At 39.8% G+C, this 23,152-nt stretch carries 17 protein-coding genes and 3 tRNA genes; 14 read left to right on the top strand and 6 right to left on the bottom strand.

Annotation, left to right across the window (positions count from 1 at the left end):
• Positions 1 to 88: 88 nt before the first annotated feature.
• The 3 genes from EQG61_RS06575 to EQG61_RS06565 form a co-directional block, all read right to left on the bottom strand.
• Positions 89 to 162 (bottom strand) — tRNA-Arg (locus EQG61_RS06575).
• A 4-nt stretch (positions 163 to 166) separates the two neighbouring features.
• Positions 167 to 241, bottom strand: a tRNA-Pro gene (locus EQG61_RS06570).
• Between the two features lie 8 nt (positions 242 to 249).
• A tRNA-Ser gene (locus tag EQG61_RS06565) sits at positions 250 to 333 on the bottom strand.
• Between the two features lie 247 nt (positions 334 to 580).
• On the opposite strand from EQG61_RS06565, the gene EQG61_RS06560 reads away from it, so the two are divergent.
• Together EQG61_RS06560 and EQG61_RS06555 are read left to right on the top strand one after the other, a co-directional pair.
• The gene (locus EQG61_RS06560) at positions 581 to 1,759 is read left to right on the top strand and encodes an acetyl-CoA C-acyltransferase (RefSeq protein WP_129461119.1); all 1,179 of its coding nucleotides are present in this window, start codon (positions 581 to 583) and stop codon (positions 1,757 to 1,759) included.
• A gap of 10 nt (positions 1,760 to 1,769) precedes the next feature.
• Complete coding sequence (locus EQG61_RS06555; RefSeq protein WP_129461118.1) at positions 1,770 to 2,537, top strand: C40 family peptidase; 768 nt, start codon at positions 1,770 to 1,772, stop codon at positions 2,535 to 2,537.
• A 34-nt stretch (positions 2,538 to 2,571) separates the two neighbouring features.
• On the opposite strand, the gene EQG61_RS06550 is transcribed toward EQG61_RS06555, so the two are convergent.
• Both EQG61_RS06550 and gyrA read right to left on the bottom strand, forming a co-directional pair.
• Positions 2,572 to 3,882: a tetratricopeptide repeat protein gene (locus EQG61_RS06550; protein WP_164974900.1), complete on the bottom strand. Its 1,311-nt coding sequence runs from the start codon at positions 3,880 to 3,882 to the stop codon at positions 2,572 to 2,574.
• Positions 3,883 to 3,952: 70 nt separating this feature from the next.
• On the bottom strand, positions 3,953 to 6,508 hold the full coding sequence (gyrA, locus tag EQG61_RS06545; RefSeq protein WP_129461116.1) for a DNA gyrase subunit A: 2,556 nt from the start codon (positions 6,506 to 6,508) through the stop codon (positions 3,953 to 3,955).
• A gap of 262 nt (positions 6,509 to 6,770) precedes the next feature.
• On the opposite strand from gyrA, the gene EQG61_RS06540 reads away from it, so the two are divergent.
• The 9 genes from EQG61_RS06540 to EQG61_RS06500 all read left to right on the top strand — a co-directional run bounded on the left by EQG61_RS06540 (position 6,771) and on the right by EQG61_RS06500 (position 16,412).
• On the top strand, positions 6,771 to 9,314 hold the full coding sequence (locus EQG61_RS06540) for an ATP-dependent Clp protease ATP-binding subunit (protein WP_129461115.1): 2,544 nt from the start codon (positions 6,771 to 6,773) through the stop codon (positions 9,312 to 9,314).
• Positions 9,315 to 9,390: 76 nt separating this feature from the next.
• Positions 9,391 to 10,755, top strand: a complete 1,365-nt coding sequence (gene rimK / locus EQG61_RS06535) for a 30S ribosomal protein S6--L-glutamate ligase (RefSeq protein WP_129461114.1) — start codon at positions 9,391 to 9,393, stop codon at positions 10,753 to 10,755.
• Positions 10,756 to 10,869: 114 nt separating this feature from the next.
• Positions 10,870 to 11,199: a hypothetical protein gene (locus tag EQG61_RS06530; RefSeq protein WP_129461113.1), complete on the top strand. Its 330-nt coding sequence runs from the start codon at positions 10,870 to 10,872 to the stop codon at positions 11,197 to 11,199.
• Positions 11,200 to 11,204: 5 nt separating this feature from the next.
• Positions 11,205 to 11,408, top strand: coding sequence for a hypothetical protein (locus tag EQG61_RS06525; protein WP_129461112.1), 204 nt, complete (start codon positions 11,205 to 11,207; stop codon positions 11,406 to 11,408).
• A 10-nt stretch (positions 11,409 to 11,418) separates the two neighbouring features.
• Positions 11,419 to 11,928 carry a DUF421 domain-containing protein gene (locus tag EQG61_RS06520; protein WP_129461111.1) on the top strand — a complete coding sequence of 170 codons (510 nt, stop codon included), beginning with the start codon at positions 11,419 to 11,421 and terminating at the stop codon, positions 11,926 to 11,928.
• Between the two features lie 140 nt (positions 11,929 to 12,068).
• On the top strand, positions 12,069 to 12,647 hold the full coding sequence (locus EQG61_RS06515) for a TMEM175 family protein (protein ID WP_129461110.1): 579 nt from the start codon (positions 12,069 to 12,071) through the stop codon (positions 12,645 to 12,647).
• Between the two features lie 6 nt (positions 12,648 to 12,653).
• On the top strand, positions 12,654 to 13,016 hold the full coding sequence (locus EQG61_RS06510) for a DUF1304 domain-containing protein (RefSeq protein ID WP_129461109.1): 363 nt from the start codon (positions 12,654 to 12,656) through the stop codon (positions 13,014 to 13,016).
• Between the two features lie 68 nt (positions 13,017 to 13,084).
• Complete coding sequence (locus EQG61_RS06505) at positions 13,085 to 15,232, top strand: carboxypeptidase-like regulatory domain-containing protein (RefSeq protein ID WP_164974899.1); 2,148 nt, start codon at positions 13,085 to 13,087, stop codon at positions 15,230 to 15,232.
• Positions 15,207 to 16,412: an OmpA family protein gene (locus EQG61_RS06500; protein ID WP_129461107.1), complete on the top strand. Its 1,206-nt coding sequence runs from the start codon at positions 15,207 to 15,209 to the stop codon at positions 16,410 to 16,412. Before EQG61_RS06505 ends, EQG61_RS06500 begins: the two co-directional genes overlap by 26 nt.
• A gap of 51 nt (positions 16,413 to 16,463) precedes the next feature.
• Here the strand turns inward: EQG61_RS06500 and hutH are convergent, their stop codons facing one another.
• Positions 16,464 to 17,963, bottom strand: a complete 1,500-nt coding sequence (hutH, locus tag EQG61_RS06495; RefSeq protein WP_129461106.1) for a histidine ammonia-lyase — start codon at positions 17,961 to 17,963, stop codon at positions 16,464 to 16,466.
• A 418-nt stretch (positions 17,964 to 18,381) separates the two neighbouring features.
• Here hutH and thrA point away from each other — a divergent pair, with 418 nt between their 5' ends.
• Genes thrA through thrC form a run of 3 tightly spaced genes read left to right on the top strand, consistent with a single transcriptional unit; the run spans position 18,382 to position 23,083 of the window.
• Entirely contained in the window at positions 18,382 to 20,829 is a 2,448-nt protein-coding gene (gene thrA, locus EQG61_RS06490; RefSeq protein WP_129461105.1) for a bifunctional aspartate kinase/homoserine dehydrogenase I, read from the top strand.
• Positions 20,830 to 20,839: 10 nt separating this feature from the next.
• Positions 20,840 to 21,775 (top strand): homoserine kinase, encoded by a 936-nt coding sequence (locus EQG61_RS06485; protein WP_129461104.1) that lies wholly within the window; start codon positions 20,840 to 20,842, stop codon positions 21,773 to 21,775.
• Positions 21,776 to 21,790: 15 nt separating this feature from the next.
• The gene (thrC, locus tag EQG61_RS06480; protein ID WP_129461103.1) at positions 21,791 to 23,083 is read left to right on the top strand and encodes a threonine synthase; all 1,293 of its coding nucleotides are present in this window, start codon (positions 21,791 to 21,793) and stop codon (positions 23,081 to 23,083) included.
• Positions 23,084 to 23,152 lie beyond the last annotated feature (69 nt).

Raw genomic sequence — 23,152 nt, 5'->3', positions numbered from 1 at the left:
TGATCCAGTCAGTCCCGAAACTTCGGGAGAACCTGAGACTATTAAATTTTTTTAAACAAAAAAAGCCTCTAAAACAGAGGCTTTCATGTGATCCAGTCAGGATTCGAACCTGAGACCTACTGCTTAGAAGGCAGTTGCTCTATCCAGCTGAGCTACTGGACCTAAGTCGGGGTGGCAGGATTCGAACCTGCGGCCTCCTGCTCCCAAAGCAGGCGCGATAACCGGGCTACGCTACACCCCGAAAAGAAGCGGAGAGACAGGGACTCGAACCCTGGCGACGGTTACCCGTCGACAGATTAGCAATCTGCTCCGTTACCACTCCGGCACCTCTCCTAATTCTTAAAAGTAAAGAACTTTCGCTCTAAAGCGGTTGCAAATGTAAAGTAACATTCTAAAAAATACAACAATTTAGGTCGATTTTTTATGAATTAATTTACGAGCTTCTTCGAAGCAATTCGTTATCAACAGTATAGCCCATAAAAAAACGACATTAGTCGTAAAAACAACCCAATTTTCGGGCATATTTGGCAAAAAATAGTAGATTTGCACAACAAACAAACCAATCTAATTTTAGTGAATCATGAGTAAAAAAGTGGTTATCGTAGCAGCAGCTCGAACTCCTATCGGAAGTTTCATGGGAGCTTTATCAACTGTAACAGCCCCTCGCCTTGGTGCAGCAGCCATTAAAGGTGCATTAGACAAAATCAATTTAGATCCTAAATTGGTCGATGAAGTCATTATGGGAAATGTCGTTCAAGCGGGTGTGGGACAAGCTCCAGCACGTCAAGCGGCATTGTATGCTGGATTATCTGAAGAAGTTGCCTGTACTACTGTAAATAAAGTTTGTGCTTCTGGAATGAAAGCCATTATGCAAGGTGCCCAAGCCATTATGGCAGGTGATGCTGAAATTGTGGTTGCTGGTGGAATGGAAAACATGAGTTTGATTCCGCATTATGTTCATTTGCGAAATGGTGTGAAATTTGGTCCTACTTCCATGCTCGACGGAATGCAAAAAGACGGCTTAACGGATGCTTACGACAATAATGCTATGGGAGTTTGTGCCGATTTATGTGCTACGGAATACAACATTTCTCGTGAAGAACAAGACAATTTTGCCATCCAATCGTACCAGCGTTCGGCGCAAGCATGGGAGGCTGGAAAATTTGATGCCGAAGTGGTTCCTGTAGCGGTTCCCCAACGCAAAGGTGATCCAATTATGATAACCAAAGATGAAGAATACACCAATGTGCGTTTAGATAAAATTCCAACATTAAGTCCGGTTTTCACCAAAGAAGGAACGGTAACGGCTGCTAATGCTTCAACTATTAATGATGGAGCTGCTGCTGTAGTTTTAATGAGTGAAGAAAAAGCAAAAGCGATGGGCTTAACGCCTTTAGCAGTTATTCGCGGTTACGCTGATGCGGCACAAGAACCAAAATGGTTTACCACAGCTCCAGCAAAAGCATTACCTAAAGCTTTGTCAAAAGCAGGAATTGCTATTGACGAAGTTGATTATTTCGAATTCAACGAAGCGTTTTCTGTAGTTGGATTGGCCAATGCCAAAATACTTAATTTGGATAATGAAAAGGTGAATGTTAACGGTGGTGCGGTTTCATTGGGACACCCTCTGGGATGTTCGGGTGCGCGAATTATTGTTACTTTGATCAATGTTTTAGCCCAAAATAATGCAAAAATTGGAGCTGCCGCTATTTGTAATGGTGGTGGTGGTGCTTCAGCATTAGTCATCGAACGATTATAATCCTAGTCTAATGAACAAGTTTGCCATTTGTAATCTTTCCGTCATTCCATTGCGCGCTGAAGCCAGCGATCGCAGTGAAATTGTCTCGCAAGTTTTATTTGGCGAACATTTTGAGATTCTTGAAAAGGACCGTCAATGGTCCAAAATTCGTTTGCAATTTGACCAATACGAAGGTTGGGTCGACAGCAAGCAATACCAAGAAATTTCAAAAGAGAATTATGATAAACTATCCAATGATGCTGTAATTCTTAATGCGGATTTGGTAGAATATGCGATTACTCCTGAGAACCAACTCACTCCGCTGACTTTGGGTGCGTCTTTATCATTTTTACATCATCCTGAAATAAATAGTGCCAATTACAATTTTGAAGGATTGAAAGTCAGTGGGATAAAACCTAAAAATGAATTGATTGCAACCGCATTTATGTATTTAAATGCACCGTATTTATGGGGTGGAAAAACACCTTTTGGCATTGACTGTTCCGGTTTTACGCAAATGGTGTACAAATTAAATGGATATTCTTTATTACGTGATGCTTCTCAACAAGCCACACAAGGCGAAGTGTTGAGTTTTATTGAGGAAAGCGAACCGGGTGATTTGGCATTTTTTGATAATGAAGAAGGGAAAATCATCCATGTGGGCATTATGTTAGAAAATAATTACATCATCCATGCCAGTGGAAAAGTTCGCATCGACCGTTTAGATCATTTAGGCATATACAATGCAGAGCAAAATCGGCATACCCATCGACTACGAGTAATAAAAAAAATTATATAAAAAAAGCGTCCTAAATTTTTAGGACGCTTTTTTATTATTTACTTTCTTTCAATTGCTTTACTTTATCACTTAATTCTAAAAACCTGTAAACTGATAACAAGTTGGTTTTAACTATATCATTTGAAGGATCTAATTGATATGCTTTTTCCAAAATAGGCATTGCTTTATTAAACAAGGCTTGTCTTTCTGCTTTCAACGCTTCATAGCGCTTTTGATCTTTAGCAGTTGTCCCCAATTTATTCATTTCTTCAACCATTTTTGCATCTGGTCTTAAAACAATATCCGATAAATTTAGGTAGGCATTTATATAATTAGGATCGATTTTTATAACTTGATTGTAATATTTCTCTGCTTCAGCGAGTTGATTATTATTTCCACTAGTTACACCTAAATTATATAGCAAAATGTGATCGTTCGGATTTTTATCCAATGCTTCTTTAATTAGCGATTGATATTTTGCAATGTCATTCATTTTAAGATAAACATCGGCCTCAGCAATAATCAAATCCGTATCATTTGGATTTTCCACTCTTGCTTCAGCTAATGCCGCTTTTGCCTCGTTTGATTTTCCTGTTTCAATTAAGATTAACGCGTAATTTCTATAAATCTCACCTTTTCGAGAGGGGATTTTTTCTTCTTTAGGATTGGTGTAATTCCCAAGTGCTACAAGCTTATCACGTACTTCTTTATCGCCAAAAGTTTCAAATTCATTGGTTACTTTATTCTTCGCCAAATATTGTGTTGCTTCACCGGTATATTTAATATCCTTTAATTCTTTAAAATATTTTAAAGCAGATTCGTAATCTTTTGCTTGAATTGCATAATTAGCGGCATAATATAGGTTGTCTGCCACTTTGGTATCCAACAAATAAATGGAATATAAAATCTCAGCAGACTCCTTATATTTTTTTACATTTCCAAAATCAATAGCAATATTTAATAATTGCGGCTTAATTAGATTGATTTTTTCGGCAATGTCATCAGTGTATATTTTTTTTCCTGATTTTTTTTCAAAATCCAGTGTAGATTTTGTAGTATTAGCTAATTCTTTAATTGCAACTGGAGTAGCAACTCGTTTTAATTCATTTTGTAATTGACTGGGGTCAAGAGATAAAATTTCCTTGAAGGGTAAAAAACTTTTATAAAAACTTGTATAAACTTTATCCGATTCTTCTGTCGCTAAACTTTCAAGTTTTGTTAATAAACTCTTGTATTCAGCAACCTCTTCTGGCTTTAATTTATCTTTTCCATACAATTTTTTTAATGCTTTCAACTCGTCTTTTTGTGCAAACGAAACAAGTCCGATCAAAAGTGTTCCGCCTAAAATTACATTTTTGATTTTCATAAATTTTAGTTTAAAATAAAAAGCCATGTTCACTCGAGAGATATCATGGCTTTTACAGTGTTATAATTATTTATTCTTCAGATTCCGAAGCGGTTTCATCATTTGAAATTTCCCCTTCAGTGAAATCGGTTCCTTCCAAATCTTCAATTCCTTCTTCCTCTTCTTCTCGCATTACTTTGGTAACCGCAGCAATGGAATCGTTGTTTTTGATATTAATCAAACGAACGCCTTGTGTAGCACGTCCCATCACACGTAAATCAGAAACCATCATACGAATTGTCAACCCCGATTTATTAATGATCATCAAATCATCTTCATCGGTTACATCACAAATGGAAATCAACTGACCCGTTTTTTCGGTAATATTTAAGGTTTTCACCCCTTTACCACCACGGTTTGTGATACGATACACATCTTCTCCATCGTCATCTACTAATTTGGTTCGTTTTCCATAACCGTTTTCAGTAACCACAAGAATTTGTTTTTCGTTCACTTCTTTCTCGTCGATGGCCACCATTCCGATAACTTCATCCGTTTCACTCGCTAAAGTAATACCGCGAACACCCGAAGCTGTTCGACCCATTGGACGGGTTTTGCTTTCTTCAAAACGAACCAATTTACCCGACTTCACAGCAACCAACACCTGACTGTTTCCAGTTGTCAATTTTGCTTCTAATAGTTCGTCATCTTCACGAATGGTAATCGCATTAATACCATTTTGACGTGGACGAGAATATTGTTCCAATGGCGTTTTCTTCACCTGACCTTGTTTGGTCGCCATAATCACAAAATGATTATTGATGTATTCTTCGTCTTTTAAATCTTTGGTACAAATGAACGCTTTTACCTTATCATCACTCTCAATATTGATTAAGTTTTGAATAGCGCGACCTTTACTTGCTTTCGATCCTTCTGGAATTTCGTAAACACGCATCCAGAAACATTTACCTTTTTGTGTAAAGAATAATAAGTATTGGTGGTTAGTCGCAACAAACAAATGTTCCAAGAAATCTTGGTCACGCGTTGCTGCTGATTTTTGACCCACTCCTCCTCTATTTTGAGTTTTGTATTCAGATAAAGAAGTACGTTTAATATACCCTGCATGTGAAATGGTAATTACCACATTTTCATCGGCAATCAAATCCTCAATACTCACATCACCACCGGCATACACAATTTCTGAACGACGGGCATCACCATATTTATCACGAACTTCAATCAATTCTTCTTTGATTAACTCCATACGCAATTCTTTGCTTGCCAACAAGTCTTTCAAACGTTGAATCAATTTCATGATATCATCATATTCTGCACGTAGTTTATCTTGCTCCAATCCGGTTAACTGACGTAAACGCATTTCAACAATGGCACGCGACTGAATATCCGACAAACTGAAACGCTCCATCAAGCGAGTTCGAGCTTCATCACCGTCTTTTGATCCACGAATAATGGCAATTACTTCGTCAATATTGTCAGAAGCAATAATTAAACCTTCTAAGATATGCGCGCGTTCTTCCGCTTTGCGCAATTCAAATTGCGTACGGCGAACCACTACATCATGACGGTGTTCCACAAAATGGTGAATCAAATCTTTTAAATTCAACATTTCAGGACGACCATTCACTAAGGCAATATTGTTGACACTGAATGAAGATTGTAATTGGGTATATTTAAATAAGGTGTTCAAAACCACATTCGGAACCGCATCACGTTTCAATTCGTATACAATACGCATACCGGTACGATCCGATTCATCACGGATATTTGAAATCCCTTCAATTTTTTTATCATTGATCAAGTCGGCCGTCTTCTTAATCATTTCAGCCTTATTCACTTGATAAGGAATCTCTGTGACAATGATGGCTTCTTTGCCGTTGACTTCTTCAAAGTTTACTTTACCGCGAATTACAACGCGGCCACGACCTGTTTTAAAAGCCTCACGAACCCCTTCATAACCGTAAATCACACCACCTGTTGGAAAATCAGGTGCTTTGATGTGCTGCATTAATTCATCGATTTCGATGTCGTTATTGTCAATGTAAGCTAAAGTTCCGTCAACAACCTCAGTTAAATTGTGAGGCGGCATATTCGTAGCCATACCAACTGCAATCCCTGATGCACCATTAATTAAAAGGTTAGGAATACGCGTAGGCATCACTTTGGGCTCATATAAGGTATCGTCAAAGTTCAACTGGAAATCCACCGTCTCTTTGTCAATATCTGCCATAATGTCTTCTGACATCTTTTTCATACGGGCTTCCGTATAACGCATGGCCGCCGGACTGTCACCGTCAATCGAACCAAAGTTCCCTTGACCATCTACCAAAAGGTAGCGTAAACTCCACTCCTGCGCCATACGCACCATGGCGTCATATACTGAACTGTCACCGTGCGGGTGGTACTTACCAAGGACCTCCCCTACGATTCTCGCTGATTTTTTGTGTGCTCTGTTTGAAAAAACGCCCAAGTCATACATTCCGTACAACACACGTCGGTGAACCGGTTTTAAACCGTCACGAACATCCGGAAGTGCGCGGGAAACGATTACCGACATCGAATAATCGATGTAGGCACTCTTCATTTCGTCTTCAATGTTGATAGGAATTAACTTCTCTCCGTCAGACATATACTAATTTTTTTAATAGTTTTAGGTTCAAATATTCGAACACGCAATATACATCTTTTTACCTTTTTCTGAAGAAAAACACCTTGCTTATTTCGACTTTTTATTAACAAAATCGAGGGTTGAAACAGTTAATAAATCGACGTTAATTCCTTTTTAATATTGCGCTTTTTTTTGTCATTTTACTGACAGGCACTGCCACGGAATGATTTTTGCAAAAGCCAACAAAAATCAGTAGTTTTACTAAACCCATAATCGAATTCCTATGGATGATAATTTTTCACCCCGCGTCAAAGATGTAATCACGTACAGTAAAGAGGAAGCCTTGCGTTTAGGCCATGACTTTATTGGTACTGAACATCTCATGCTCGGTATTTTACGCGACGGAAATGGAAAGGCCATCACTATACTCAATAATCTCTCCGTAGATCTTGACCACTTGCGTAGAAAAGTCGAAGTATTAAGTCCGCCCAATCCGGCCGCAGACCATAGCATTGAAAAGAAAAATCTGCACTTAACCCGACAAGCCGAGCGTGCTCTGAAAACTACTTTCTTAGAAGCGAAAGTTTTTCAAAGTACGTCCATCAGTACTGCACACCTATTATTGTGCATTTTAAGAAACGAAAATGATCCGACAACCAAGTTATTGAATAAGTTGAAAATCGACTATGAAATAGCTAAAGAACAATATTTGCAAATGACTCCAAAAGACGAAGATTTCATGGAAAACTTGCCGAAAAACGAATCATTCAATGAAGATTCCGGCCAAGATGAGGGTATGAAAGGCGACAGCTTTAATAACCCCACCAATAAATCCAATAAAAAATCAAAAACTCCTGTTTTAGATAATTTTGGTCGCGACCTGACCGAATTGGCCGAAGAAGGAAAATTAGATCCTGTAGTAGGACGCGAAAAAGAAATTGAGCGTGTTTCTCAAATCCTGAGCCGTCGTAAGAAAAACAATCCCTTGTTAATCGGTGAACCCGGTGTGGGTAAATCTGCTATTGCAGAAGGATTGGCCTTGCGTATCATTCAAAAGAAAGTATCGCGTATCCTTTTCAACAAACGCGTGGTTACTTTGGACTTGGCCTCTTTAGTGGCTGGAACCAAATACCGTGGTCAATTTGAAGAGCGTATGAAAGCCGTCATGAATGAGTTAGAGAAAAATGACGACATCATTTTATTCATTGACGAAATTCACACTATAGTAGGTGCTGGTGGCGCAACGGGTTCTTTGGATGCTTCCAATATGTTCAAACCGGCATTAGCACGAGGCGAAATCCAATGTATTGGTGCCACAACGCTTGATGAATACCGTCAGTATATTGAAAAAGATGGTGCTTTAGAACGTCGTTTTCAAAAAGTAATTGTCGAACCTACTTCGGTTCCTGAAACGATCACCATTTTGAATAACATCAAAAACAAATACGAAGATCACCATAATGTGACCTATACTCCAGAAGCTATCGAAGCGTGTGTGAAGTTGACCGATCGTTATATGTCGGAACGTTTTCTTCCCGACAAAGCTATCGATGCTTTGGATGAAGCGGGTTCGCGCGTGCACATTACCAATATTGATGTGCCCAAACAAATTTTGGATTTAGAACGTCAATTGGAAGAAGTTCGCGATTTGAAAAATTCGGTAGTAAAACGCCAGAAATACGAAGAAGCTGCCAAACTCCGTGACGATGAGAAAAAGTTAGAAAAAGAATTAGCTATTGCTCAAGAACAATGGGAAGAAGATTCTAAAAACAACCGTGTTCAAGTAACGGAAGATAACGTAGCCGATGTGGTTTCTATGATGACCGGAATTCCGGTGAACCGCATTGCGCAAACTGAAAGCAATAAATTAGCGAGTTTACCCGAACTCCTTCAAGGTAAGGTAATTGGTCAAAATGATGCGGTACTTAAAATTGCGCGTTCGATCCAACGTAATCGTGCCGGGCTAAAAGACCCGAATCGTCCTATTGGTTCGTTCATCTTCTTAGGATCGACCGGTGTTGGAAAAACGCAGTTGGCGAAAGTATTAGCCAAAGAACTTTTCGATTCAGAAGATGCTTTGGTGCGTATTGATATGAGTGAATACATGGAGAAATTTGCCATTTCCCGTTTAATCGGAGCACCTCCAGGCTACGTAGGATACGAAGAAGGCGGTCAATTGACTGAAAAAGTGCGTCGCAAACCTTATTGTGTGGTGCTTTTGGACGAAATTGAAAAAGCGCATCCCGATGTATTCAATATGATGCTTCAGGTTTTGGATGACGGTTATTTGACCGATAGTTTAGGTCGAAAAATTGATTTCAAAAACACCATCATCATTATGACTTCCAATGTGGGCGCGCGTCAGTTGAAAGACTTTGGCCAAGGTGTCGGATTTGGTACCGCAGCTAAAGTAGCACAAGCCGATGATCATTCAAAAGGCATCATTGAAAATGCATTAAAGAAAACATTTGCACCTGAATTCCTAAACCGTATTGACGATGTAATTGTGTTTAATGCGTTAGAAAAAGAAGATATCGATAAAATCATCGAAATTGAATTGGCCAAATTGTATGTTCGCATCGCTGATTTAGGCTACAAATTGAAATTATCTGACAAAGCCAAAGCGTTTATTGCCGACAAAGGTTTTGACAAACAATTTGGAGCACGTCCCTTGAAAAGAGCGATTCAAAAGTATGTTGAAGATACTTTAGCAGAAGAAATTATTACTTCCAAAATTAATTCGGGTGATGAAATCTTCATGGATATTGAAGACGGCTCAGATGAACTAACAGTTACGGTTCAAAAAACTGAAGAACCAACGAATTAATAATTTTATAACCTAAAACACAAACCACGATTGACCGAAATCTATTTATTTCGTTTATTCGTGGTTTCTTTTTATTATGCAAAAACTCATCTTAGGTTCTGAAGAATGGTGTGGATTTCCTGAATTAGGATTACCATCCATTAAAGCCCGTGTCGACTCTGGAGCAAAAACGTCCGCGCTGCATGCGTTGAACATTGCACCATTTCAAAAGGATGGCGAAACATGGGTGAAATTTGACATCAATCCCATTCAAAAAAACCAAAAAACCATCATTCATTGTGAAGCCAAACTGGTCGACAAACGCATTGTTAAAAGTTCGAGCGGCTACCGTGAACAGCGTTATGTCATCCAAACTGAACTAAAAATTGGCGAGGAATCATGGACGGCAGAAGTAACGTTAACCAATCGTGATTCCATGGGATTCCGCATGTTATTGGGCCGTGAAGCAATGAGTGGACGAATCTTGGTCGATCCTGAGCAGAAGTATTTGTTGGGCGAACCTACTCCCGAATATTTAAAAGAAATTTACCTGAAATCGGTTGCACAAAAAACAGGCTTGCGCATCGGACTCCTAGCCAGCAATCCCGAATTGTACAGTAACCGCCGTATTATAGAAGCGGGAGAAGCACGCGGGCATGAAATGCATTTTTTGAACATCAAAGAATGTTATATGAAATTGGATGCGGACAAACCCGAAATTCATTACCGTGGCGGTAAAATACTCGATAATTTTGACGCCATTATTCCGCGTATTCGTCCGAGTATCACTTTTTATGGTTGTGCGTTAACCCGTCAATTTGAAGCCATGAAAGTGTATTGTTTAAATTCGGCGAAAGCCATTACGCAATCGCGTGACAAATTGTATTCCCTGCAATTACTGTTACATCATGGCATTGATATTCCCACAACTGGATTTGCCAATTCGCCTTTGGATACTGATGATTTGATTAAAATGGTGGGTGGAACCCCTTTGATAGTAAAATTATTAGAAGGCACTCAAGGTAAAGGTGTGGTTTTAGCAGAAACCAAAAAAGCCGCTGAATCCGTAATTAACGCATTTAAAAGTTTGAATGCGAATATTTTGGTTCAAGAATTTATCAAAGAAGCCGACGGAAAAGATTTGCGTTTGTTTGTTGTGGATGGAAAAGTGGTAGCGGCCATGCAACGTGAAGCCGCTCCTGGTGAATTCAGAGCCAACATTCACATGGGCGGAACAGCTTCTGTCGTTAAAGTTACCCCCGATGAAAAACGTATCGCCATCAAAGCGGCCAAAGCCATGGATTTAAAAGTGGCCGGGGTCGACATTATTCGTTCGTCGAAAGGTCCGTTGTTGCTTGAAGTAAATTCGTCCCCCGGACTAGAAGGAATTGAAGGTGCTACCAACAAAGACATCGCTGGTGAGATGATTAAATCCATTGAGAAAAGTATTAAATGGAAATAAGCCTTTGAATTTCATTGTTTTCAATTTAATTCCCTAATTTTAAACATTATTCCCTCTTTAATCATGCGAAGTCTACTCTTTTCTTTTTTCTTTATTTTGTTAAGCAGTTCTTTAATGGCGCAGAAAGATTGCAATGCTTATCGTAATGGTAAATTCAAATTAGTGGATGCCGCATCAAAAACGACTTACCTTATTGAGCGAAAAGGCAAACTTCAAACCGAATCAATTGTGGGCACTTCTGATAAATTGGATTTTATTGTGAATTGGATTGATGATTGCACCTACAGTTTGACACCCACTCCAAAAACGCAGGAGTTTCTAAAATCAGATTTAGTTGTTTACACAAAAATTATTGGCATTAATGCAAAAGAATTGGTACTGGTAACCTACATTAAAGATGTTCCCAATTCTGAAATTGAAATGAAAGTACAAATCATCGATTAATTAGTATGAAAAAAAAATATATCCCCTCGTTAATTATTTCATCCAAAGCCACATTGATTCTATTTTTGGGCATCGTTTTCAATTTCACCAATCAACCAGAATCCATGATTATGTTCGGAATTGCTGGTTTTTTGTACTGTGTCGCTTTGATTGTATTTTTTATCATGAATTCTTTAAACAAAGACGGCAAGGAAACGTCGATTTTCTAATTCAAGTTCAATGAATGCATATTTTGACATCATCTTTAGAAGTGTTTGTGTCTATCTTTTCATGATTGCCGCCATTCGGCTCTTTGGCAAAAAAGAATTATCACAACTCAATACGGCAGATGTCATTTTGATTTTATTGATTAGTAATGCCGTTCAAAATGCCATGGTAGGCAGTAACACCGGCTTGATTGGCGGTTTAGTTGCAGCCTTAGCTTTATTTATCATCAACTTTTTTTTCAAAAAATTAATGTTTTACATTCCAGCTTTGAAAAAATTGGTCCAAGACAAACCCGAAATTTTAGTCCATAACGGAACTGTAGAATTCAAAACGTTGGCGAAATTAGGAATAACCCACGACGAACTCATGGAAGCCATCCGTGAACACGGAATCGAACACTACCAGGAAGTGCGTTTAGCCATGTTGGAAATCGATGGGAATATTAGCGTGATATCAGGTGATACACAATTAAAACAAACCAAACACAAAAGGAGAATTCATAAGACTTTGGGGAATGTGTAGTGACAGTGGTCAGTAATCAGTGTTCAGTCATCAGTGGTCAGTAATCAGTGGTCAGTAATCCGTGAACTGTCATTCTAAACTCTAAATTCTAAACTCTAAATTCTAAACTCTAAATTCTAAATTCTAAACTCTAAAATAAAATGAACAAAAACCGATTAGAAGCCTTTAGTGACGGCGTTTTAGCCATCATCATTACGATCATGGTTCTGGAATTGAAAGTTCCCGAAGGCATCGATTGTGCCGCTATTCAACCGCTGCTTCCTAAGTTTTTTGCCTACATTTTGAGTTTTATTTATGTGGGAATCTATTGGAACAACCACCACCACATGTTGCATACGGTAAAACGAGTAACGGGTAGTATTTTGTGGGCCAATTTGCATTTATTATTTTGGCTTTCGTTAATTCCTTTTGTGACGGCTTGGGCGGGAGACAACAATTTTGCCGCCTTCCCGATGATGCTGTATGGTATCATTTTACTTTGTAATGCCATTGCCTACTTCATTTTACAAAATGTCATTATTCACCATCATGGTAAAGAAGAAGCCGCTTTAGCTAAAGCTATAGGCAAAGATTGGAAAGGAAAAGGTTCGGTCATACTGTATGCCTGCGCTATATTATTTGCCAATTCCTATGCTTGGATTGCTGGAACAATCTATATAATCGTTGCCTTAATCTGGTTGGTTCCCGACAAACGAATTGAAAGAATTTTAGAAAATTAAAATCCTATGCCCATAATCACAAAAATAATCCTCGTTGTAATCGCGCTATTACATGCGTACATTTTATGGTTGGAAATGTTTGCTTGGACGACCCGAGCGAAGAAAGTATTCAAAACAATTCCCGAAGATTTGTTTGAAAAAACCAAAGTTTTAGCTGCTAATCAAGGTTTATACAACGGATTTTTGGCGGCCGGACTTTTATGGTCATTAGCCATTTCCGATCCAATTTGGTCCAAAAATGTGGCCTTATTTTTCCTTATTTGTGTATTTGTCGCGGGTATTTATGGCGCGGCAACCGCTTCTAAACGCATTTTTTATGTGCAAAGTGTCCCCGCAATTCTTGGAATACTTAGCATCATTTTAATTTAATTTTTTATTTTTTTTATCCTTTTCCAACCTTTTCAATACTAATGGGCTCTTTATTAAAAAGAGACATTATGAAACCATTCCCTACCCTTTCTTTGGCTAAAATAAGCGTTTGCCTTATTTTATTTTTATGCCAATTTTCATTCGGACAAACCATTCGTGGAAAAATCGAAAGTTCGAATCCCGATGCCATAGCTTCCCTAGAAATTTACAATTTAACTAATAATCATGCAACACTCACTTCAAAAGAAGGCACTTTTGAAATTAAAGGAGATTTAGGCAATTCCCTTCAATTCTATTATGAAGGTGAAAAATACATTGTGAATGTTTCGAACACCCATTTTTGTAGCATCAAAATTGACAAATTAGTTAAGGAACGCGAACAAGATGCCCGCAAAAGTGAAAAAAAAGCGGCACAAAAAAATAAACGCGCCAATCGTAAATACAAACGTTACAATAAAAAACCGCTTGCATTAATTACCAACGACCATGAGCGCTATAAAAATCCCTATAAAAATAGTGTCATCGGACGTATCACAGATAAACATGATGCACTTCCCTTAGTCACTGTGCAAATCAAAGGAAAAACCATCACGGCACAAACAGATTTAGATGGGTATTTCGGAATCGATGCGAAAATTGGCGACATCTTGTTGATTCAATATATTGGTTATGAAACTAGTGAAATCAAAGTAACGCATCCTATTATGAATTTTGTTTTACAGGAAAATACAATGACATTATCTGAAGTCGTTGTGACAAGCTATAGTCCCACTGTAAAACGTAAAATGACCAGCAGTGTCGAACGTATAACTGTAAGTGAATCCGTTGTAAGTGATAAAGAAATGCTCAGTGCTGCTGCCCCATCTACTTCGGGTTCAAGTTCCACAGGTCCAAAGGCGGGCCAACTCACCGCTACTGAAGTTAATGATTTCAGTCATTATACCTATTGGCAAGGACTCACCGAAAGCGAATTGAATCAGTGGAAAAACTACTGGAAAATCTGTCCCACACAGCGGTATTCATTGGTTATAAAAAATGATAAAGGCTTTCCTATTGTAAGTAAAAAAGTTTTCCTAAAATCGGGTGAAACAACACTTTGGGTAAGTCGAACCGACAATACCGGTCGTGCTGAATTGTGGAATACTCCTGAAACTACGAGTATTAATGCAGGGAGCGGACTCCAAATCACGGATGAAAAAGGAACCGTATTAGTTGCGAATGCGAAAGAATTTCACGAAGGTATCAACTCCTACTCCTACGCTACAGATTGTACTTCAAAAGTAAAAATCAATATCGGATTTATGATCGACGCCACGGGTTCCATGGGTGACGAAATCAGCTACTTGCAATCGGAATTGTATGATGTGATTGAAAAAACCAAACAACATTTACCCGAGTCGGAAGTGAAAATGAGCAGTTTATTCTACAGAGATACTAGTGACGATTATGTGGTGAAAAATTTTGATTTTACAGCTAATATTCCGAATGTGATTGATTTTATCAAAAATCAAAATGCGGGCGGCGGCGGCGATTATCCCGAGGCTGTAATAGAAGGTTTAGACAATGCCATCCACCAAATGAGCTGGGAAGATGATGCAACTTCAAAATTACTTTTTGTGGTTTTGGACGCACCACCCCATTATTCAGAAACCAATGTGAAAAAATTACACGAATTGGGCCGTCAAGCCGCTGAAAAAGGGATTCGCATAATTCCGCTCGCGGCCAGTGGAATCGATAAATCCACCGAGTATCTAATGCGAGCTTTGGCCTTGGAAACCAATGGAACGTACCTCACGTTAACCAACCATAGCGGTATCGGAGATAACCACATTGCACCTTCCGCAGAAAGCACCAAAGTGGAAATGCTCAACGAATTACTGTTGCGAATTATTCAGCAATTTGGTGCAGTCAATCGTTGTGATCAAAAAGAAGAGGATTTTGCACAAAATTCAATCCTGAACGAACAAAGCGCCAAAGACAAATCCATAACGTTTACCTATGCGCCCAACCCAACAACTGATTTAGTGACTATTCGCATTGACGTTCCTGCCCATGAGGTCTTTTTATTTGACACTACAGGAAAATTGATTTTTTACAAAACCGATAAAGCTACGGAATATACGCTTGATCTTACTGGTTTACCCAATGCGGTTTATTATTTAAAAGTCGCCACTGAAGAAAAAATCTTCTATGGAAAAATTATTAAACGAAGTTAAGCTACATCCCATGAAATATCTTTTTTTCTGCTTACTCCCTAGCATACTATTTCAAGCTTGGGCTCAAAATAACACCCAGCAATCAGCAGTGATTGTCTACTTTGACACCAACCAATTTCGGTTAACGAATGAACATCGGCAACAATTGGATTCGCTTTTTCCGTTTGATAAAGGCACCGGATTAAAACATGAATTTCTTGTTACAGGCTACACCGACGAAACGGGTCCGCTATCCTACAACGAATGGCTTTCAGAACAACGGGCGTGTGCGGTGTCGGACTATTTGGAAACCAAAGGAAGTCAAGCCGATTTTCAATGCATTGTGAATGGAAATGGTATTTATTCGGAAGTAGAAAATAATGCGCACCAACGCAGAGTAATGGTCGAACATAGACGCATTCGAGGTTGTGGTCTATTAGAAGAAAGGGTCGATACGATTGATTTTGCTCCGCCCTATTTTAAAAACATTGCGGCCTATTTTGATACCAAAAACATGATTCGCGATCGCGTTTTTGCCATCGATACCAACGAAAATTTAATCAAAACGGCAGGAATGTATTTGTTCGAGCCCAACGAGGAACAATTTAAAACTTTAGCACCCAACACCGTCGCTCGCTTTTGTTTTCCTTTGGCAAAAGGCAAAAAATTTGATCCCGATATGAAAGTGTGGCGTTTGGTTCTCAATGAAAAAGGCGAAAAACGATGGGAGGAAACAACGGTACCTGTGCGTTTTAATCCGGATTCCAATTGCTATGAAGTCGGTATGAATTGTATTTATTTGCCCGGAGAACGCGGGTTAAACATTGATAAAAACCGACCATTTTCCGAAATGGAAATCGAAATTTCGTTTTATAAAAATGTTGCATGTTTGGATGTCGAACTCACAGATGCTGATTTTTCAGCTGTGGATGAGAACAGGAACCATAAAATTTACCAATTTATTGGGTTGACAACGCAAGAAACGGGTTATTTCAAAGGGAAATTTAGAAAAAATGGCCTTGAACACGAATTGAGTTTTCCGCTAACGAGTTGTACCAAAACAGAACATCCCGACGGAAGAAAAGCCTATTATCTCTCAGAAAAAAGCCATTTTTGGGTGGATGGAAAAGAGTTCAACGGACCCCGAAATCTTTGGCAACGCATTGGAGATTGGTTTCGAAAAAAAGAAGATCCTTTGTAAAAGGAATCAGGTTTCTTCCGAAAAAGTGGAAGAAACCTGAAATCTTTGGTTTTATTCTATATCAATGACAAAACTTCTTAAAAACGCCACCGATTTTTCAATATCGTAATGTAAAATGCGGTCCACTTCTACCAGAGGCACTTCTTCACGGTACGATTTCAAGAAACTTTCTAAAAATTCACTGCTGCGAAGTGGTCTTCTGAATTCAATCGCCTGCGAAGCATTCATTAATTCGATGGCTAATATTCGCTCCAAATTGTCCACAATGCGTAAAGCTTTAGTGGCGGCATTGGATCCCATACTTACGTGATCTTCTTGTCCATTGCTGGAAACAATACTATCAACCGAAGCAGGTGTCGCCAATTGTTTGTTCTGACTCACGATACTCGCCGCCGTGTATTGCGGAATCATAAATCCGGAATTGAGTCCGGGATCATTCACCAAGAAAGCGGGCAATCCACGTAAACCGGAGATCAATTGGTAGGTACGGCGTTCCGAGATGTTTCCAATTTCGGCCAAGGCTATTCCCATAAAATCCAACGCCAAAGCCAACGGTTGACCGTGGAAATTACCTCCAGAAATAATTTTGTCGCTTTCGCGGAAGATATTCGGGTTATCGGTCACCGAATTGATTTCGGTTTTAAACACTTTTTTCACATAATCCAAGGCATCTTTACTCGCCCCATGCACTTGTGGAATACAACGGAACGAATACGGATCTTGTACGTGTTGTTTGGGTTGCCCAATGATTTCGCTGCCTTCCAACAAATCGCGCATGCGTTCTGCCGTGGTCACTTGCCCTTTGTGCGGTCGAACGTAATGAATCAAGTCATCAAAAGGTTCGATACGACCGTCAAAACCCTCCAAGGAAATGGCAGCTACAACATCCGCTAAGTAAGTATATTTTAGAGCTTTTAGAAGTACATAACAACCGTAAGCGCTCATAAACTGGGTACCGTTCAACAACGCTAATCCTTCCTTGGATTGCAAAACGATGGGTTCCCATCCTCTGTTTTGCAACACTTTAGCCGCAGGTTGGCGGAAACCATCCACATAAACTTCGCCTTCACCAATCAAGGGCAAACACAAATGGGCTAAGGGTGCTAAATCACCACTGGCGCCCAACGAACCTTGTTCATAAACAATGGGAAGGATATCGTTATTATAAAAGTCAATCAAGCGTTCTACCGTGGCCAATTGCACACCGGAGTGTCCATAACTCAACGATTGTACTTTCAATAAAAGCATCAATTTGACAATCTCATGTGGTACTTCGGGGCCGGTTCCACATGCATGCGACTTCATCAAATTCACCTGTAACTGGGATAGGTTTTCGTTCGAAATTTTCACATTGCACAACGAACCAAAACCGGTATTGATTCCGTAAATGGGTTCGCTTTGTGCCGCCATCTTGGCATCCAAATACTCCCGACACTTGATAATACTCACTTTGGCATCTTCGGATAACGCTAAGGTTTTTCCTTGATAAACGATTTCATGAAGTTGTTCCAGCGTTAATACTTCTGAACTGATGTAATGAATAGTGTCCATAATTGCTTGATTTGTGCCCAAAATTCAACAAACCCAAGAGAATATGCAACTAAATACCCTACATTTTTTTAGCATATCCTTAAATTCTTCAGTTTTAAAAATCAAATCTTGAAAAATCAGTTTTCGATAACGATGTAACACTATCATATTCGCAAAAGTATCGAGCAAACTTTGATATTAAATGCAATGTTTTAACTTTGTCTTTATGAAATTAGCATCGAAAACAACGTTTTATACTTTTTCAGCCACAACTTCGGCTGTTGTTTTCTATGGCACAACCACCACCACGACCCCATAAGGGGTTCATTGTACACATATCGTCCTTTCGCGGATGCTTGATAAAAGCATGCCAACTCTTGTATTCAAAACAAAATCATTGTTATCAGTTCCCCTAAAACTTGAAACCTAAAACCCTATCATGAAAACACTTAAATTCGGCGGAACCTCAGTAGCCAACGCCGCCAACATACAAAAATGCCTTTCAATTATTTTAGAAAAAGCCAAACACGACCGTTTAGCTGTGGTGGTTTCTGCTTTTAGTGGAGTAACCGACTTACTGTTGCAAGCTTCAGAAAAAGCAGCTGCAAAAGACACGGGTTACCGCTTACTGTTTCAAGAAATTGAAGGCAAACACAAAACGGCTATTGACGAACTAATTCCGGCAGTGGAACAAGCAGAAATTATTGCGTCTGTACAATCGGAATTACAACAACTTAAAACCTTATTGGACGGCTGTTATTTGTTGGGGGAAAGAAGTCCGAGAACCACCGATGCCATTGCGGGTATGGGCGAACTCATTTCCGCACAAATTATAGCCAAAGCACTGCAACTCCAATTGCCGGAAAGCAACTTCAAAGACAGCCGGGAGTTGATCGTTACCGATGCCAATTACGGCAAAGCCCAAGTGAATTTTGAAACAACCAATACTTTAATTAAGGATTACTTTTCATCATCCAATCAAAAAGTTACACTATTACCAGGATTTATTGCGCGCGACAAAAACAACAATACCACAACATTGGGTCGTGGCGGATCTGATTATACCGCAGCCATAATTGCCAATGGTATTCAAGCCAATGATTTGGAAATTTGGACCGATGTAAACGGGATGTTTACCGCCAATCCAAAACTGGTCAAACAAGCCCAACCTATCGCAACCATCTCCTATCAAGAAGCAATGGAATTGTCGCATTTTGGTGCCAAAGTGCTCTATCCACCAACGATTCAACCTGTATTGAAATCCCAAATTCCGATTTGGATCAAAAACACCTTTGAACCCGATGCAGAAGGCACTTTCATATGTGCCCATCCTGAAGGCGTAACTAACCCCATCAAAGGCATTTCTCATATCGATAAAATTGCTTTGGTAACCTTGGAAGGCTCCGGAATGATTGGCGTTGCAGGTTCGTCCAAACGTTTATTCGAAGTATTATCCCGCGAACAAATCAATGTAATTTTCATCACCCAAGCTTCATCGGAACATTCAATTTGTGTGGGGATTCAAACGCAAGATGCCTCAAAAGCACAAACTGCAATTAACACTGAATTTGCACTAGAAATTGCCCAAGGCAAAATAGATGCTTGCCAAGTGGAAACTGAACTTTGCATTGTCGCTTTAGTGGGTGAAAACATGAAAAATCATCAGGGTATTTCAGGGAAAATGTTTAGTACTTTAGGAAAAAACAACGTCAACATTCGCGCCATTGCCCAAGGTGCTTCCGAACGAAACATATCTGTAGTGATCAATGAAAAAGATGTCAAAAAAGCATTGAATACATTGCACGAACGCTTTTTTGAAGATAATCTGAAGCAGTTGAATTTATTTGTGATGGGCGTTGGCAATGTGGGTGAAAAGTTTTTGGATCAAATTCACCAACAGAAAAAGTTTTTAAAAGAAAATTTGAAACTGAATGTGCGCGTGGTCGCTTTAGCCAATTCCAAGAAAATGGTTTTTGAAGAAGAAGGAATTGCTTTAAAAGATTGGAAATCTGCACTCGAACAGGGAGTACCAGCAGATGCAAAACAATTTATCGCTAATATAAAATCACTCAACTTGCGTAACAGTATATTTGTGGACAATACCGCCAATGAATCGGTAGCGATGTTGTACGAACATTTTCTAAAAGAATCCGTAGCTGTTGTAACCTGTAATAAAATTGCGTGTTCGTCGGATTATCCGCATTACCGCAAACTCAAAGACTTGTCCCGTCAATACAATGCACCCTTTTTGTTTGAAACCAACGTAGGTGCCGGATTACCCATTATTGACACCTTAAAACACCTCATCGCCTCCGGAGATAAAGTGCATAAAATTCAGGCTGTTTTATCGGGGAGTTTGAATTTTATCTTCAATAATTTCAGTTCGACCTACAGTTTCCATGATGTAGTAAAAGAAGCGGGCATTCAAGGATTTACCGAACCCGATCCTAAAATCGATTTAAGTGGTGTGGATGTTGCCCGGAAAATACTTATTCTCATTCGGGAAAGTGGGTATCAAATGAATATGGAAGCTATTGACAACCGTTGTTTCTTACCGGAAGCCTGCATGCAAACGACCAACAATCCCGATTTCTTTGCCTCATTGATCCAACATGAAGCGCATTTCAATGCATTATTGGATGAAGCCAAAGCCAAAGACTGTCGCATCAAGTTTGTCGCCGAATTTGACCAAGGAAAAGCTTCGGTAGGATTGCAGTTTATCCCCAAAGAGCATCCGTTTTATAATTTGGAGGGAAAAGATAATATTGTCTTATTTTACACTGACCGTTATGTCGACCAACCCTTGTTGATTAAAGGTGCGGGCGCTGGAGCTGCGGTTACGGCTTCTGGAATTTTTGCTGATGTAATCCGAATTGGTAATTTTTAAATAAAAAGTGATGACCGAACTCAAACTCTTTGCTCCCGCTTCGATTGCCAATTTGAATTGTGGCTTTGACGTCATTGGTGTTTGCTTGCAAGCCATTGGAGATGAAATGATTTTTCGAAAAGTAACTGAAAAAGGATTGCGAATAACCAAAATCACAGGCGCTACTTTGCCTTTCGAAATCGATAAAAATGTTGCCGGAGTTGCCGCACAAGCCGTATTGGATGAAGTGGGCGAACCCGATTTTGGAATTGAAATCGAAATCCATAAAAAAATCCGAGCCGGAAGCGGCATTGGCAGTTCGTCGGCAAGTGCCTCAGGAGCTGCGTTTGGAATCAATGCACTTTTGGGGTATCCGCTTTCCAAAAAAGAATTGCTTAATGCAGCGATGAAGGGCGAAGCCATAGCAAGCGGCTGTGAACATGCAGATAATGTCGCTCCTTGTATGTTGGGTAATTTCACCTTAATTCGCGGTTACGGTCCGTTGGATGTGGTCGAAATTCCTGCCCCCAGTGAATTATATGCCGTTGTACTGCACCCGCAAATTGAGTTAAAAACTGCCGATGCACGGGCCGTTTTGGAACCCACTATTTCCTTAAAAGCGGCCATTACCCAATGGGGCAATGTGGGCGGACTGGTTGCCGGACTCTGCACTCAAGATTATGCGTTGATTGGACGTTCGTTGCAAGATGTGGTCATCGAACCTTTGCGAAAGGGACTCATTCCGTTTTTTGACGAACTCAAGTCGGCCGCACTACTCAGTGGTGCCTTGGGAGCGGGTATCTCAGGAGCCGGACCTTCTGTTTTTGCCTTGTGCAAAGGTATTTCCCAAGCGGAAAAAACCGCCTTTGCCATGAGTCAGGCCTATTTGGAGACCGGAATTGCTTTTGACATCCACATTTCAGCCATTGATACCGAAGGCGTACGTATTATTGAATCCATTGCTTAACCTGAAACTTCCACCATGAACTACTACAGTCTCAACAATCCCAACCATAAAGTATCGTTTAAAGAAGCCGTGATTGCGGGTATTGCTCCCGATCGCGGACTCTATTATCCCGAACAGATTCCAACTTTATCACCCGAATTTATTGCCAACTTAGAGCAGTATTCCCGTGAGGAAGTTGCCTTTCAAGTGATGGCGCCTTTTGTGGGTGAAAGCATTCCAGAATCGGAATTACGGCAAATCATAGCAGAAACACTGTGCTTTGATTTCCCGTGTGTGGCGGTACATGAAAATACTTATAGTCTAGAACTGTACCACGGTCCGACCCTCGCCTTCAAAGACGTGGGCGCCCGATTCATGTCGCGTTGTTTGGGCTATTTCAACCGAAATTCTGAGGAAAAAGTAACGGTTTTGGTAGCTACTTCTGGTGATACTGGTGGTGCAGTAGCCAGCGGATTTTTGGGAGTAAAAGGCGTCGATGTCGTCATTCTCTACCCTTCGGGAAAAGTGAGTGATATTCAAGAACGGCAATTGACAACGTTAGGACAAAACATTCATGCACTCGAAGTGGATGGCGTTTTTGACGATTGCCAAGACATGGTGAAAACGGCTTTTTTGGATACGGATTTAAAAGGTTGTGGACTCACCTCAGCCAATTCCATTAATGTGGCGCGATGGTTGCCACAGATGTTGTATTATTTCTTTGCGTGGCAACAAATGAAAAAGCACCAAAAAGAAATCATCGTATCGTGTCCAAGTGGTAATTTTGGAAATATATGTGCTGGTTTATTGGCTAAAAAAATGGGATTGCCGATTACCCACTTTGTAGCCGCCACCAATGTTAATGATACCGTACCCGAATTTTTACAAACCGGAAATTATATTCCAAAACCTTCAAAACCGACTATTTCCAATGCCATGGACGTGGGGAATCCGAGTAATTTTGTACGGATTCAAGCCATGTATGATCACAGTCTAGAAGCTTTATTGAACGACTTTTCCTCCTACTCCTATACCGACGAACAAACACGTGCTGTTATGCAAACCATCTATTCCCAAACGGGGTACATTGCCGAACCTCATGGTGCTGTGGGTTATTTGGGATTGCAGCAAGCCTTAAAAAATCATCCCAACGCGATAGGTTTGTTTTTGGAAACCGCGCATCCTGTTAAGTTTTTAGAAGAAGTAGAAAATACGTTATCGATTCAATTGCCATTGCCCGAAGCTATTGCCCAGCTCTTACCCTTGGAAAAGGTAAAAACACGTATAGCAACGTATGCGCAATTGAAATCTTTTTTATTAAATAGATAATTTCTTAAATACACAAAACGTAGATACAGCCCCCGACCTGCCTGCCGGCAGGCAGGTAGAGCCGATATC

This window comes from Flavobacterium stagni, from assembly GCF_004122105.1.
GTDB classification, from domain to species: Bacteria; Bacteroidota; Bacteroidia; order Flavobacteriales; family Flavobacteriaceae; genus Flavobacterium; species Flavobacterium stagni.
Note: the sequence above shows the minus strand (reverse complement) of the source record. Positions and strands in the feature narration are given on the sequence as shown.